Genomic DNA, 14,276 nt, shown 5'->3' on the forward strand with positions numbered 1-14,276 from the left:
CGCATGTTCAAAACGATGAATGCCAAAATCAGTGTTCTCCATCACTATGACTGTGTCAGAGGAACTTTCATGGCTAAAATGATATAATTCCATCCGATCACCTCTTACTGATCCATAATTCTAGAGGCATGATGAAATACCTTTATATAATATACAGGCTCGTATACATAAATAAACCTTATGCTATACTAAATATTTGTAAACACTAAATATTGTGAAGTCGGAGAGCTGCCATGATCCCAAAACTTAAGATTACTTATGTTCTTATTCTTTGTATCCTCTCTCTTATCTGCTTCTCCTTAGTTGCTACCCTCATTCAGGGCCAACGAATCGTGCAATTCGATCACAATGTGATTACCTTCATTCAAGGAATGGAATCGCCTGGGCTTACCCTACTCATGAAAGTATTCACCTTCATTGGTTCAACCCCGATAGTTGTCGTCATTGCGCTCTCTGCAATACTTTTTCTTTATTTTGTTTTACATCATCGTTATGAGCTCATTTTCTTTATCGCCATCGTTGCTGGTACCGCCATTATTAATCTTCTCCTCAAATTATATTTTGTTCGTCAAAGACCCGATCTGCATAGACTTATACAGGAAACTGGCTACAGCTTTCCAAGCGGACATTCCATGGAAGCCTTCGCTCTTTACTCGTCTCTTGCCTTTCTACTTTGGCGGCATCTCTCTACGAGACTAGGAAGAAGTATCATCATCATTCTCTGTGTCGTTATGATCATCCTTATTGGTATGAGTCGGATTTATCTTGGGGTTCATTACCCGAGTGATGTCATTGGCGGATACTTGGCAAGCGGGGTCTATTTCACATTTGGAGTTTGGCTCTTTCAATGGTATAAAGAGTATCGAGATTACACTAATAAAGCAAAGCAAAAAACTTCTTAACCTTACAACATCAGCATCGGAGGTAATTGGCTAAGTATTCTTGCTCTTGCTAATTTGCTTCAATCTCGTTTCAAATCGAGTTATGAAGACAATTGTATACTCGCCAATTGCTTCTATTTGTTCACGGACAAGCCTTGGGAAGTCTGAATGATCGATATCAATATGATCATCAAGTTCATTGTACCAGGGCAATAAATTCTTTTTGATAACTAATATACGACTTTTCACCTTTGGATTCCACCTTTACAACGCCATATTAAAGTTTATTCGCATCACGTTGTTTGTGTCCTAGTTGAATAAGCCAATTATAGTAGTGTTAATCCCCATTTCTTCTAATTCCTATGTAATAGCCCCACAGAAGATAGGGCTAGATTCTTTGAAACTTCATCGGTTTAATAGATACTTAGCATACCGTAATGGTGTCTCATACGTATTATTAAAAGTCTGATGCATTTTCAATTGCTTGAATTCATACCTTTGATCTCTACCATTCACTTCGATAAGCTTAATTTGCCCATTAAAATCAACACCAACATCCAATCCGACATCTGCCATAGTTGGGATTCGCTCACTCAGGTTTTCAGCTATCATCAAAGAAACTTGCTCAACAGCAGCCTTCATCCGGTTAGGATCGAAGCCGCTAGCCCGAAACAATTCTTCACATCGCCTAGCTTCTCCGCCTTTAGCCAAATTCGTAACATGTCTACCTGATGCAGCAACTTTGCCAGCAATACCCGTTATTTGCCACATCCCTTTATCCCCGCGTTGGGCAGAAATCCTTAGATCATACGGTCGCCCATGATATGTTGCCAAAGAAATCGCTTGTTGGATGAGATAGCTTTGTGTTCCAACCTTTTCATGGATAAAAGCTTGGGCTTTCTTTTCACTGAGCATTTTCGGTTCGCTATTACTCCAACAAAGCTGCCAATCTTCGTTTTCCTTCTGAGTGACTTTAATCACCCCTTTACCAATGCTGCTATTCGTTGGTTTAACGTAAAGAGATGGATATTTTTCCATAGCGTCTACCAGTTGTTCTCGTGAGTAGGCCATAGATTCAGGAAGATACTCTCGAATTGATTTGTTTGTCGTTAATAACTTGTGAATACGAAGTTTATCATGGCGATTTTGCCCATTGAATACAATACTTGATTTGGAAAGAAGCTTTAATTGTTTTTGTAAATACGGCGTAAGCGTCATCGCACGGTTATGAGTCACTTTTGGAATAGGCAGCCTAATCAGCCGATACTTTTTATTTTCATAGCATAATCCTAGAGCAGACTTCTCACTAATATGCTGAAGGCACATGTAGAAAGGCGTCATCCCGAGATTTTCAGCGGCTTTGTTGTAAAGATCGATTCGCTCATACCCAGTCTGCTGCCTGTGAATGCCTAAATAAGTTCTTCGATCTAGAAGAATTCCAACCACACTGCGCACGTCATCACCTTCGTCTAATAGGATCATCTTTTACACTGTATGCAGTCAGCGTTCACCTGGTCCAAATCGTTGCAAAAAAGAGCCGCACAATGGCAGCTCTCCGTTTTAAACTATTGCTCCTTATATGTGTGAACCATCATTTCCTCATCATAGCCCTGTCCCTCAAATTCCAAAGCATTTCTTTCAACACCATACGTCTCAAAACCTAATTTGCGGTAGAGTTCAATAGCTGCTCCGTTCGTGGTCACCACGCAAAGGGTCACTTGCTTCAGACCTTCTAATTGTTTGCCTCTACGGATCACTTCTACCATTAACTGTTTCGCAATCCCCTGCCCGCGGTAGTTCTCTGAAACGTATACTCCCCAAATAAAGGCTTTATGCTTCAGCTTTAGACTTTGCTCTCGTTTAAATCCTACTGTACCGATAAGCTGACCTTCTGTTGTAAAAGCACCCAATATATAATTGCTGCTGTCTTGACCAATTCGTTTCTCCACTTCTTCCATTGGCAGCAATACCGATTCTTCATATGCAGCGCCGAACGCATCCGGATGTTTTTGTAAAGCTTCAAGACGCAGCGCCCAATAGTCCTTCGCTTCTTCTACCCGGATATTTCTGATTTCGATCTTAGCAATAGTCATATACTCACCATCCTATACTTTCAAACCAGAGTCCCTGTTGTTTCTTCTCTAAAGCAAGCCGAATATAGTTAACCATATTGTCAGGCAGCTCCTTCAAATGAAACCATTTCAATTGCTCGCACTTCTCTGGCTCTTTATTCGTTATCTCACCCTGCCAGCTATGTACGTTTAGAAAGAAGTCCACCCACTCCGATGTCGTATTTTTACGATGCATGACACCGATAATTTCAATATCTGCAGGCTTGATGACGACTCCTGCTTCTTCTTCCGCTTCTCTTATTGCAGCTGCGATGACCTCTTCACCGCCATCCATCCTGCCTGCAACAACGCTCCAATTTCCGTCTTGAAACCCGGTATTTTGTCTCTTTAATAATAAAACCTCTTCATTTCGATAAAACAATACGTGCACAGAGCCATATAAAATAGGTGTTCTCAAAATGATCCCCCTTGATTCGCATATCCTTATCATGTTTCCTTAAAATGCTATTAAACTCTAACTAATTTTATCAAATTGTATATTGTATTGTAAATTGTCTTGCTACAGCAAAAAAAGGAGCCAAATGGCCCCCTAATTTGCTTCCTAGTCATTAACATTTAGACTCTGATAGGACAAAGCAACATCCAATTGACCATCCTCGTTTGGTAACATCGCGATATCCACTTTCCCGTTTCCATCGAAATCAGCAACTGTTAAGCGTCCATTCGTTCGCCCCCATGGTCCATAAACCGAGAGCAGCTTGTATTCATTCTCCGTTGTCTGTAGATATACTCGGTTCGTTAAATTTTTGGGATCAGAGCGTAAAATATCTTCCTTGCCATCCCCGTTAAAATCACCGAACCGGACGCCGCCAAGCTCATCAGGAATGTTCAATGAAACCTTATTCAGCTTCCATTGCATGTTCGCTGTATCCAATTCGAATTCCACGCCTTGGGAGGTATTCTCTTTAAACAAAAACAAGCGTTGGCTGTCTTCATTCCGCAATTTTCTCACAAGTAGATCCTTTGAAGAATTGGACCTGAACGTGTAGGGCTTAATTTCTTTAACTTTCCCACCATGCATGTAAATACCTAGAAGTTGACTTCGATCTTGCGATTGACCGGCAAGGATACAGTCCCCATTAGGCTGACGCAATTCATACAAATCGTACCAACGTTTGGCCGGAATCGTCCAAATTTGTTCCCGTGCGAACGTAGCCCCATCTGAAGAGTAGCTCTCAAGCTTGCCCGAAGGTCGAACGACCCAAAGACCTTTTTTATGGCCATCTTTCATCCCATTAAGTGTAAATGATGAGCCATCTGCATATGGCAAGGATGCCCAAACCTGTGGTTCAGGTTGGTCTTCATTGCGTAATCCTTTGTACTGAGCTTGAATGACCGACAGATTGGAGGTCTTCTTATCCCATGTCACAATGTCAGCTTGATTCCTGCCTGTTACATTACCAATTTGTACGAGCGTAGATTTCGCGCTTCCAACCTTCAGACTCACAGATGGTGCAAAGGGTACATAATCATGAATGGAATAGAACGGATAACCCTTCAAATGAATTTGTGTGATAAGCCTTTGTAACACACTTTTATTTTCACCAGCGTATAGATATTGCGGTATACCGTCCTTAAGTAGCTGTTCGCCCCACTCATCCACAACCGGCACCAGATGGCTAAACTCCAAAAAAGGATGATAGAAAAAAGAGTTAATTCGATCTGTTTTCCCCATTTGATTAAGAATAAACTTCTCATCTTTGCCACTAGGTATATATGAAAGAGTTGTCGGTACGAATACATTGCCAAACGACGTATTTCCGAAGCCTTTATTTAGAGCATTCTTATATTGAGCTGAAGGCGGATTGGAATCGATCGTAACATCTGGTTGATAAAAGAGACCGAAATAAGAACGAAACACCTTATCTTGATCTGGGGTTGTATGGTAATGCGGCGCTTCCCAGAAATGAGGCGATAAATTAGCAAGGCGAAAACGGCGGTAACCTTCTTGTACACGCTGTTCGGCAAAAGCAGTAGTCGCAGTTTCAGGCAAATCATTGACATTAAATTCGTTGCCTATACCCGAGGCTTGATGTCCATCCTCACGATAAACATCCCCTACCTGATGGGTATAACCATGCATACCAATGGATCCGCCATGCTCCGCAGCTTCACGTAGAACTCGATCAAAAGCTTGAACATAGTCATTATCCAATTGATCGATTGCACGATCATAACGTGTACCGTCTTGACTTATATTGATCCAACGCGGGATGACCGCCATACTGTAGTGAACATGCTGCTGATGCAAATAGTCAAAGACGGCTCTCAACTTTCCGAGCCCTTCAGGTGTACTATAATAGCCGCCAGGACCTATGTCCTCTAACCGAAGCATCATGAATCGCGGATTATTGTCAGCTCCTTCAACGATGATGATGTGAGATAAACCGATGTATAAGCAGAACGAAACGATGCCTGCTATCACATACCTCAACCAACTGTTTTTCTGTAATAAGATCCTCAACATGCAAACTCCCCCCAAGGATGCTGGATCATTTTTTCTAAACCAAGCGATTCACAAAGACTATAGGTATATTGGACTATATCCATGGAAAATTGTCCATTATAAGTTGTTACGATATTTTTTGGTACTAAGAATTTAAGTGCTTATACCATATGCCTGCATACTCAGGTACCACATGCCATTTATTTGCCCTTACTTGATTTCCAAAATCCTCTCCAAAGAAATACGAGGTTAACTGAACAGCCTCATTCACATCTTTGAACTTATAATCGGTGGCTAGTGAGGTGTGTTCAAACCCATATTCAGTCTCTAACATCTGATAATAGGGTGCCAAAAAATCATATCTCGTCGGTTTTGCAAACCCCGTTCCCAAAGTCTCGAGAATAATTACGGTACCATCTGGTCTAAGAATGCGTCTAATTTCAGACATCATTTGTTTCAAATTATTCTCCCAATCCACATTATTCGAGCTAGCTAGATAACATAAGCTCCACCCAGCTACGACGAGATCCTTGCTAGCGTCCTCAATTGGCAGCGCTCTATGGTCGGAAACAATCGTTCGCCAGTTAGTCTTAGAGGATGAAGTAGTTAACTTTTTTTCTAACATATTCAGCATGGCCTTGGAACTATCCAGACACCAGAGTGAATTCGCATCTGCAGCCAGAAACATAGAAAGCCTTCCTGTCCCTGCCCCTAAGTCCACCACATCCAAATGCTCATAAGGCCGTATCTCATGAATCACCTTTGCTAAATTGGGCTGCTTACTAATTAATAGGTCGTATGTTTCTGCGTTATTTTTATAAATGTTATGATCTCGCGACATGCTCATTCCTCCTTCAAGTTTTCCTAAGAATAAACCTTAACCTTAGGTTAAGGTCAAGCGTTAGAAGGAGGTTTGAGAAGGGATAAATAATGAGCGCGTTTACAAATCAAAATTCATAAATATACTCCAATCTTATCACGCTGCTCATGAATTGAAAATAAAAATGATACCGCTTTCAGGTTTGACTCAGTGGGACTGAAGTGCTACAATTCAAGCAAATTTGGTTGCAAATCATGATTGGAGGGAATGCTCCTGCATCATATTAAACATAAATGGCAATGGACGATTTTGGTCTGGATCATTCTTGGGTTGTTCATATTTCCTTTGACACCGCCAATTTCACACCACTATTCTTTCGATACCGATATAATCGTTCTATCCAATACGTCCCATGTGTTAACTGTTCAAGCACATCCGCCATCAAGAGAAACAATACGAGCTCACGAAGACCAGATTCAGAGACACGAAGATTATGACAAACAATATGAAATGACCGTATTTGTTGTATTTATTATTTTTCTATTATCCAAAATATGGGAACAGTTGAGAGATATGTTATTAGCTTTTCTCAAATTCATATCGGGTTACACGGGCCTCATTCCTTCATTATTCATTAGACTCAACTGAATGAAATGTGGAAAAGAGGAACCCTTCATGTCAAACTTATCGGCTGGAGCTGAACAAGCACGCTCCCAACATCAAAAAATAACCCGCCTTAAATTTATTCGCAGAATTTTTTTCATGATCGTCGGATCAGCCTTATTTTCTGTTGGTTTGGAAATTTTCTTAGTCCCCAACAATATTATTGATGGCGGCGTTGTAGGGATATCCATCATCGTCTCTCATTTGACGAATATCCCATTAGGCGTATTTCTCGTTATTTTGAATTTACCCTTCTTACTTTTAGGATACAAACAAATCGGCAAAACATTTGCCATGTCAACCTTATTCTCCGTTATCCTTATGTCCATAGGAACCTCCCTGCTGCATCCTGTACAAGCGATTACCATTGATCCTTTGTTAGCCGCAGTTTTCGGTGGAATCATACTTGGTATTGGTGTAGGACTAGTCATTCGCTCAGGCGGTTCACTCGATGGAACTGAAATTGTAGCTATTGTATTTAGTAAAAAGTCGCCATTCTCCGTTGGTGAAATCGTGATGTTCTTCAACTTCTTTATTCTCGCCAGCGCAGGCTTTGTCTTCGGTTGGGATCATGCGATGTACTCGCTCATTGCGTATTACATTGCCTTCAAAATGATTGATATCACCATCGAAGGCTTGGATCAATCCAAAGCCGTCTGGATTATCAGCGATGAATCCGACAAAATTGGGGATACCATAACCTCCCGGCTAGGCCGTGGTGTAACCTACCTTAAAGGCGAAGGCGCCTTTACAGGGGATGACAAGAAAGTGATCTTCAGCGTCATTACCCGGCTGGAAGAAGCCAAGCTGAAGTCCATCTTGGACGAATTGGATCCCAAAGCTTTCCTCGCCATAGGCAATATCCATGATGTAAAAGGCGGAAGATTTAAAAAGAAAGATATTCATTAAAGGGAAATAGCAAGAAGAGGTTAAACAGAGCTTTCTGTTTAACCTCTTCTTTGCTTTTATCATCCAATATGAACTCGCTTAGCAGCCTTAATTACTTGGAGCAGCTAATTCTGTACATCTTTGTCCCAAGCGTTGAGCGAAGTGGTGCATATCCTATAATAGCCGGAGTAACTGCTGCGGAAACCAGGAGAAACGTAGACATTAGCAAATCAACAAGTTACCCCTGTCACCTTACAGTTCAGCACCCCCGCGTCCTAGTTCCAGTAGTTCCTCAAATCAACCTTCTGGCCAAGCTTTGCACTGTCGAGGGCGCCAAGCACCATCGCCATGCTCTTGATGTTGTCGCGGCAGTCTGTCTCCGCGCGGCGGCCTTCTTCCAGCGCCGCGAACATCTCGTCCAGACAGCCGGCGTGGCCGCTGCGGCCGGGCCAGTTCACATCCGCGTCCATTCTTGTGTAGTCGCGGATGAACTTGCCGGCTTGGTCGCCGGCAGCGACGATCTCGGCGTACGGTGCGCCGCTTCCGTCCCACAGAGCGGTGCCCTGCTCGCCGGTCACACGCCAAGCCGCCTCCCAAGAGGTCGGTGCCCCTTCCGCGCACCAGGAGCCGCGGTAACAGAACACAGTGCCGTCTGACATCTCATAGATGCAGATCGCAGAGGCATTCCCGGCGTACCACGAGCCGGGAGGGTTGAATTCCTGGCAGTACACCGAAACGGGGTCTGCCCCAGTAATAAACCGAGCTTGATCGAAGGTATGGATCGCCATGTCAAGAATGAGCGGGCTTTCCATAGCCTCGCGAAAGCCCCCAAAATGCGGCCCCAAGAAGAAATCGGCGCCGACATAACCAACACGGCCGATCGTGCCCGCGTTAATAATTTCCCGCAGTGCGCGGATGTTCGCGTCGTAGCGACGGTTCTGCATGACGGAGAAGGATCTTCCCGTCCGCTCCGCCAGCTTCACTAGCTCCCGCGCTTCAGCCATCGTGGCGGCCATCGGCTTCTCACCGAAGATGTCACATCCCTGCCGGAGTGCTGTACCGCACACCTGGAAATGGCTGGACGGAATCGTAATGTCCAGCACCAGATTAGCACCGCTTTCCTGAATAGCTTGCTCCAGATTGGTATAGACGCCGCAGGAAAGACCATGGCGGTCAGCCATGGCTTGTGCGAATTCCGTCTTAATATCAACAAGCGCCACTATGTCGCTATCCTCACGTTTTAACATATACTCGACCCATACATTCGCCATGCTGCCGCAACCAACGACCACGATGTGATACTTACCCATCTCGCACATTCCTCCAATATCATCCCTAAATTGCGTATAGTTACCTTGTTACGCTTTATTTTATCCCTTTTCTTAGGGACATTCTCTATCCAATCTTGTGAGAATAGGGTCAAATATTGTGCCTAGTCATTAATCCCCTCGATATGGCGCAAATAAATCAAACATAAAGTGCATGGCCTCTTCCTCATCTTTGCCTTTTGTGAGCAAACGAAGCGTTGTTCCAGCTTTGATCGGGACTAGAAGCATGCCCAGTAGGCTTTTCACATCCACAGTGTGGTGCTTATGGTCAAACTCAAAATCTATTGTAATATCGGATATAAAATGAGAAGACTTTGAAGAAATGGCCGATAAATCGGCTCGTTGTAAATCTGAATGGATCTCAAATTCATGTACTCTCATAAACAAACCTACCTTTTATATAAATTTCGGTTCACTTGCTCTTTCTGCGGTATTTCTTCCATTTACGATAGCTTCTCCGAACAACATTCAAGGCAAAGTCGGGAAAGGGCATTTTACGGACCCACGGATAATAGAAACGATCATAAGCATTTTTGAGATCATCCCACATGGGACAATATTCGATTTTCATAAAGTCAGACACATCGACCACTAATCCTCTGCCATCTTTCATCATTACATTTTTTCCATGTACGTCATGAGGATTTAGGCCCCTGCTAACTGCGTAAGCGAGTGCTTCATCTATGTCTGTAATGACTTGGCGTGGAATCGGAATCCCTCGATGTAAGCATTTGTATAACGTAACTCCAGTCAAACGTCGCAATACCAAATAATGATCCCCTGCATGCAAGCATTCTGAAAATGCGGGATGTTTCCCAAGTCGTTTATATACTTCCTTTTCCTCTCCAATTCCCGGTCTGCCTGGCGCATATACTTTAACAACGATCTCAGGGTAATCCGGATGCGCAAGTACAGCTGCATAATTACCAGAACCAACAAGTTTCCATGGCTTAGGTATATAGTGTACAACAATTGGGTCGTAGGGTTGTTTACTGTAAAGCTCCAATTCCGGGAGCAATTGGTGTTCTATTTCAATCAACCAAGGCTTTAACATAGAACTTTTTCTGCTCCCCTTCCATCTTGTTTCTACCTACGTGTAGACGATGGAAACATGATTTGTTAATTGCTGCTATGTGTGGTATTATACAAAGATATTTGTGTAAAGTGAAGTGTTGAACATGTCCTATTATAATTTGCTAGATTCCCATATAAAAATGAAGCTAATCCCTTGACCCTTGGTCAAGGGATTTTTTTTCCTTGGGGAAACACTTCTGTAGGAGGTCATCATTGATGAACAACGACAACAAATCATCAGTTTGGGCGATATGGCTATCCTTAATCAGCAATATCATTCTCACCATCATGAAAATCGTCATTGGTTTGCTGTTTCATAGTGAGGTTTTATTAGCTGACGGGGTTCATAACGCAGGTGATATTATCGCCACGATCGCTGCACTTAGTGCAATGCAAATTTCCAAACTTCCAGCCGATGAAGACCATCCCTATGGCCATGGCAAAGCAGAGGTGTTGGGTTCTGGATTTGTAGCTTTTATCCTTGCGCTAGCTGCCATTTATATCGCTTATCATTCGACAACCGCATTTTTCCACGATCCTCTAACACCTAGCTTAATTGCCTTTATTGCAGCAGCTGTGTCTATGGTTTGGAAATACGTCCTCTATGTATATACGATGCGGATTGGCAGCAGAACGAATAGTAAGGGGCTAATTGCAACAGCCAAGGATCACCTTGCCGATGTCTATGCCTCACTGGCGGCAGTTATTGGAATTGGATTGGCCTTTGTTGGTAAAACTTATAACATACACTGGTTATCCTACGGAGATGCAGCGGCGGGAATTATCGTTTCATTATTGGTTTTGAAATTAGCCGTGGAAATGGGCAAGGAAGCCTTTGATGTCTTGATGGAGAAAACAGTGGATCACCAAAAGCTGCACCAGTATACACAGTTAATCCAAGCGGTTCCACAGGTAAAACGAATTGATCGTATTCGTGCAAGGGAACACGGTCATTACATTTTAGTTGATGCCAGAGTTGCGATTCCAGGGGAGCTCACGATCCAACAAGGTCATGATATCTCCCGCGCTATCAAGAAATCCATTATGGAACAGCATGGTGATGTAGATGAAGTCCTCATCCATTTGAATCCATGGTACAAAGAATGACTGTCCATTTTTCATTTAATAAAAATAAGTTTATAATAGGCTCAACAACTTGAAAAAAAACAGAAAGCGGTGCTGTAATGTCAAGCAATGCTTATTATTTAATCTTCTCAGTCATTTTGATAGCGGCAGTCTTATTTACAGTGATCATTGGTCACTCCCGAGCAAATAAAGAAGGCAATCCCGAATATGATAACAAAACCAAAGGCAATTGGTCTCGACTTACGTTGTTCTATGTGTTTGCTATTGCCCTTGGAGTGCTTGCACTGATTATCTATGTAGTAAACCGTACATCCATGTAGCTCAAAAAGACGCTAGCCAGGATCTTGATCCTGATTAGCGTCTTTTTTGTATATCTCACCTGAAAGGTCTTATCTCTCTTCAAAAAAACGAAGATAAGCACCATACCCTTCCTTCTCCAGGTCGGATATCGGAATAAAACGAAGTGCAGCCGAATTAATGCAATATCTAAGACCATTAGGCCCTGGGCCATCATTAAACACGTGGCCTAAGTGGGAATCCGCTTCATGACTTCGCACCTCTGTACGTATCATGAGATGACTATGATCTGCTTTCTCTTTCACACTGCCTTCGAATACCGGTTTCGTGAAACTAGGCCAACCACAACCTGAATCAAATTTGTCGTAGGAGCTGAATAACGGCTCGCCTGAAACGATGTCCACATACAGGCCTTTCTCATGAGAGTCCCAGAACTCATTCTCAAATGGCCGCTCAGTCCCATTGTTTTGCGTTACCTCAAATTGAATCGGTGTTAATTTTTGCTTACGTTCTGCTTTATCCTGGGCTGTGTTCCAATGCTTTTCAATATAGGAATCACGTCCTGATCCTTTGCGGTAGGCCTTATAATGCTGCGGATTTTTGTGATGATAGTCCTGATGGTAATCTTCCCCTGGGTAAAAAGCTTCAGCATCAATCCGAACAATCTCCGTCACGATAGGCCGGTCGAATCGACCGCTATCCTGAAGTGCTTGCTTGGAAGCTTCCGCTTTCTCTTTCTGCTCGTCACTATGGGCAAAAATGCCAGTCCGATAAGACGATCCGCGGTCATGGAACTGACCTCCTGCATCAGTGGGATCAATCTGACGCCAAAATGTATCAAGTAATTTATCATATGGATATAGTTCGGGGTCAAATGTAATTTGAACGGCTTCTGCATGACCTGTTGTCTCCGAGCATACTTCCTTGTAAGTCGGATTGCTTGTGTGACCGCCAATATAACCTGACACTACAGATATAATACCTGGCAGTTCCTCAAATGGTGTAACCATACACCAGAAGCATCCACCAGCAAAAGTTGCCTTTTCATAATTGCTTTGCTGAACGTTATCAACCATCTCAACTTCACCTCTTCCTTTCTTTTCCCTTCTATCATACCAAAATATGAGCAAACAACCAAAAGACACCGTTCATTCAGAACGGTGTCCTCGCAATAAAGCTGAATCTTACAGGTTATTGAAGATATCCGTAAGAACAGGAACGATTTGAGATTTACGTGAAACAACGCCTTTGAGCAGCGCTTTGTTGTCTACAAGCGTTACATTGTATGCTTTCTCCACAGCATCTGCTTTGCGTCCAAGAGCAAGACCAACGGAATCATTGTTAAGAATGTCTGTAACAACAAACAAGAACAAGTCCAGGTTTTTCTCAGCGATGATGGCATTGAGCGCGGATTCAATCTCAGCTTGCTGGGAAAGAACATCATTTACATCAACTGCATTCACTTGTGCGATTTCTGCTTTGTAGCTGCCCATTTGGAATTCTTTAGCGTCCAAAGAAATCAATTGTGCAACTGTTTTATCACTTAGATCTGCTCCGGCTTTCAACATTTCCAGACCATAAGTCTCAGCGTCTACACCAGCAATAGCAGCAAGTTCGCGAGCAGCGGCAACATCTTGCTCCGTGCAAGTCGGGGATTTGAACAACAAGGAATCCGAAATGATAGCTGAAAGCATCAAACCTGCGATGTCTTTGTCGATAGAAACTCCGTTTTCTTTGTACAATTTATTGAGGATGGTTGCTGTGCAACCAACCGGCTCTGCGCGGTAGTAAAGCGGGTGGCTAGTCTCGAAGTTAGCAATACGGTGGTGGTCAATGACTTCCACAACGCGTACTTGATCGATGTCTGTAGCACTTTGTTGACGCTCAACATGGTCAACCAAGATGACATTAGCTGCTTCATTCGCAACAGTCTCAACTTGACGAGGCGCAGCAACTTTAAAAGTATCCAATGCATATTGCGTTTCACCATTCACACTGCCTAGACGAACAGCCTCAACCTCTTGACCTAATTTCGTTTTTAGTGCAGCATAAGCAATTGCTGATGTGATTGAATCAGTGTCCGGATTTTTATGTCCGAAAATTAGTGTTTTTGACATTGTACGACTCCTTAACCGAAATAGTGTAGTTAGAGCTTATCATCTCTATTTACGATTATACTAAAAAATCTCGGTAATTCCATTACTAAACCAAAAGCTTTAGTGTGAATTAAAAAAATGGATTGAAATTGATCTGGTAAGACCTAATGATCCCAGGGTAAACGGCTTATGTTGTCTTTTGGGATGTGTTTTTAGATTGATATTTAGCAAGTCATATTGCTAACTTATTTTTGATTAACCTGAAAAAAGGTGCTAAATCTAATTTAAGCAATGTTTGGTTCAGTTCAAGTAATGTTTAGGTCAAAATATGTTTGGTTCTTCAGTAATACTTGGTTCATGTTGTTGTATTTTGTACAACAACAAGCAAGAATAACCGCGAAAAGCACTCGATTGTTGCATAAAATACAACACTTTTGCCCAAAAGTAGCTCCATGAAAGGAAATGAGGCTAAATTCGGTCTAACCCCCTAATACTGGACACTAGTCGACTAAAGCAACAGATTACTTATTAAATTGCGAGTTTAAACGGCTTTACTTCATTTTTC

Annotated in this window: 15 protein-coding genes; 4 read left to right on the top strand and 11 right to left on the bottom strand. The window is 42.6% G+C overall.

The features are described 5' to 3' along the window. Positions 1-233 precede the first annotated feature (233 nt). Positions 234-902, top strand: a complete 669-nt coding sequence (locus tag ASD40_RS18395) for a phosphatase PAP2 family protein (RefSeq protein ID WP_057304634.1) — start codon at positions 234-236, stop codon at positions 900-902. Between the two features lie 30 nt (positions 903-932). Here ASD40_RS18395 and ASD40_RS18400 read toward each other — a convergent pair whose 3' ends face one another. The 6 genes from ASD40_RS18400 to ASD40_RS18425 all read right to left on the bottom strand — a co-directional run bounded on the left by ASD40_RS18400 (position 933) and on the right by ASD40_RS18425 (position 6,300). Then, on the bottom strand, positions 933-1,130 hold the full coding sequence (locus ASD40_RS18400; protein ID WP_057304635.1) for a hypothetical protein: 198 nt from the start codon (positions 1,128-1,130) through the stop codon (positions 933-935). A gap of 156 nt (positions 1,131-1,286) precedes the next feature. After that, positions 1,287-2,336 (bottom strand): YheC/YheD family endospore coat-associated protein, encoded by a 1,050-nt coding sequence (locus ASD40_RS18405; protein ID WP_235549306.1) that lies wholly within the window; start codon positions 2,334-2,336, stop codon positions 1,287-1,289. Between the two features lie 110 nt (positions 2,337-2,446). Continuing rightward, a complete protein-coding gene (locus tag ASD40_RS18410) occupies positions 2,447-2,974 on the bottom strand; it encodes a GNAT family N-acetyltransferase (RefSeq protein ID WP_057304637.1) in 528 nt (175 codons plus the stop codon). Positions 2,975-2,978: 4 nt separating this feature from the next. Continuing rightward, positions 2,979-3,410 carry an NUDIX domain-containing protein gene (locus ASD40_RS18415; RefSeq protein WP_057304638.1) on the bottom strand — a complete coding sequence of 144 codons (432 nt, stop codon included), beginning with the start codon at positions 3,408-3,410 and terminating at the stop codon, positions 2,979-2,981. Between the two features lie 144 nt (positions 3,411-3,554). Continuing rightward, positions 3,555-5,480: a DUF2334 domain-containing protein gene (locus ASD40_RS18420; RefSeq protein ID WP_057304639.1), complete on the bottom strand. Its 1,926-nt coding sequence runs from the start codon at positions 5,478-5,480 to the stop codon at positions 3,555-3,557. Between the two features lie 124 nt (positions 5,481-5,604). Continuing rightward, on the bottom strand, positions 5,605-6,300 hold the full coding sequence (locus ASD40_RS18425) for a class I SAM-dependent methyltransferase (RefSeq protein ID WP_057304640.1): 696 nt from the start codon (positions 6,298-6,300) through the stop codon (positions 5,605-5,607). A 654-nt stretch (positions 6,301-6,954) separates the two neighbouring features. On the opposite strand from ASD40_RS18425, the gene ASD40_RS18435 reads away from it, so the two are divergent. After that, entirely contained in the window at positions 6,955-7,851 is an 897-nt protein-coding gene (locus tag ASD40_RS18435; RefSeq protein WP_057304642.1) for a YitT family protein, read from the top strand. Between the two features lie 254 nt (positions 7,852-8,105). Here the strand turns inward: ASD40_RS18435 and ASD40_RS18440 are convergent, their stop codons facing one another. The 3 genes from ASD40_RS18440 to ASD40_RS18450 form a co-directional block, all read right to left on the bottom strand. Further along, the gene (locus ASD40_RS18440) at positions 8,106-9,140 is read right to left on the bottom strand and encodes a Gfo/Idh/MocA family protein (RefSeq protein WP_057304643.1); all 1,035 of its coding nucleotides are present in this window, start codon (positions 9,138-9,140) and stop codon (positions 8,106-8,108) included. A 129-nt stretch (positions 9,141-9,269) separates the two neighbouring features. Continuing rightward, a complete protein-coding gene (locus ASD40_RS18445) occupies positions 9,270-9,539 on the bottom strand; it encodes an HPr family phosphocarrier protein (protein WP_057304644.1) in 270 nt (89 codons plus the stop codon). Between the two features lie 31 nt (positions 9,540-9,570). Next, entirely contained in the window at positions 9,571-10,212 is a 642-nt protein-coding gene (locus ASD40_RS18450; protein WP_057304645.1) for a hypothetical protein, read from the bottom strand. A gap of 236 nt (positions 10,213-10,448) precedes the next feature. Here ASD40_RS18450 and ASD40_RS18455 point away from each other — a divergent pair, with 236 nt between their 5' ends. After that, a complete protein-coding gene (locus tag ASD40_RS18455; protein WP_057304646.1) occupies positions 10,449-11,339 on the top strand; it encodes a cation diffusion facilitator family transporter in 891 nt (296 codons plus the stop codon). A 77-nt stretch (positions 11,340-11,416) separates the two neighbouring features. Further along, positions 11,417-11,638 carry a hypothetical protein gene (locus ASD40_RS18460; protein WP_057304647.1) on the top strand — a complete coding sequence of 74 codons (222 nt, stop codon included), beginning with the start codon at positions 11,417-11,419 and terminating at the stop codon, positions 11,636-11,638. 69 nt (positions 11,639-11,707) lie between these two features. Here ASD40_RS18460 and msrB read toward each other — a convergent pair whose 3' ends face one another. Together msrB and ASD40_RS18470 are read right to left on the bottom strand one after the other, a co-directional pair. Then, on the bottom strand, positions 11,708-12,691 hold the full coding sequence (msrB, locus tag ASD40_RS18465; protein WP_057304648.1) for a peptide-methionine (R)-S-oxide reductase MsrB: 984 nt from the start codon (positions 12,689-12,691) through the stop codon (positions 11,708-11,710). A gap of 108 nt (positions 12,692-12,799) precedes the next feature. Continuing rightward, a complete protein-coding gene (locus tag ASD40_RS18470) occupies positions 12,800-13,732 on the bottom strand; it encodes a manganese-dependent inorganic pyrophosphatase (protein WP_029198317.1) in 933 nt (310 codons plus the stop codon). Positions 13,733-14,276 lie beyond the last annotated feature (544 nt).

Source organism: Paenibacillus sp. Root444D2, from assembly GCF_001426375.1.
GTDB lineage: Bacteria > Bacillota > Bacilli > Paenibacillales > NBRC-103111 > Paenibacillus_E.

Excerpts from the sequence above, each read along its gene's own strand:
- ASD40_RS18425 (WP_057304640.1), bottom strand. The coding sequence starts at position 6,300 with ATGTCGCGAGATCATAACATTTATAAAAATAACGCAGAAACATACGAC.
- ASD40_RS18440 (WP_057304643.1), bottom strand. The coding sequence starts at position 9,140 with ATGGGTAAGTATCACATCGTGGTCGTTGGTTGCGGCAGCATGGCGAAT.
- ASD40_RS18420 (WP_057304639.1), bottom strand. The coding sequence starts at position 5,480 with ATGTTGAGGATCTTATTACAGAAAAACAGTTGGTTGAGGTATGTGATA.
- ASD40_RS18460 (WP_057304647.1), top strand. The coding sequence starts at position 11,417 with ATGTCAAGCAATGCTTATTATTTAATCTTCTCAGTCATTTTGATAGCG.
- ASD40_RS18435 (WP_057304642.1), top strand. The coding sequence starts at position 6,955 with ATGTCAAACTTATCGGCTGGAGCTGAACAAGCACGCTCCCAACATCAA.
- ASD40_RS18410 (WP_057304637.1), bottom strand. The coding sequence starts at position 2,974 with ATGACTATTGCTAAGATCGAAATCAGAAATATCCGGGTAGAAGAAGCG.
- ASD40_RS18445 (WP_057304644.1), bottom strand. The coding sequence starts at position 9,539 with ATGAGAGTACATGAATTTGAGATCCATTCAGATTTACAACGAGCCGAT.
- ASD40_RS18450 (WP_057304645.1), bottom strand. The coding sequence starts at position 10,212 with ATGTTAAAGCCTTGGTTGATTGAAATAGAACACCAATTGCTCCCGGAA.
- ASD40_RS18395 (WP_057304634.1), top strand. The coding sequence starts at position 234 with ATGATCCCAAAACTTAAGATTACTTATGTTCTTATTCTTTGTATCCTC.
- ASD40_RS18455 (WP_057304646.1), top strand. The coding sequence starts at position 10,449 with ATGAACAACGACAACAAATCATCAGTTTGGGCGATATGGCTATCCTTA.
- ASD40_RS18470 (WP_029198317.1), bottom strand. The coding sequence starts at position 13,732 with ATGTCAAAAACACTAATTTTCGGACATAAAAATCCGGACACTGATTCA.
- msrB (WP_057304648.1), bottom strand. The coding sequence starts at position 12,691 with ATGGTTGATAACGTTCAGCAAAGCAATTATGAAAAGGCAACTTTTGCT.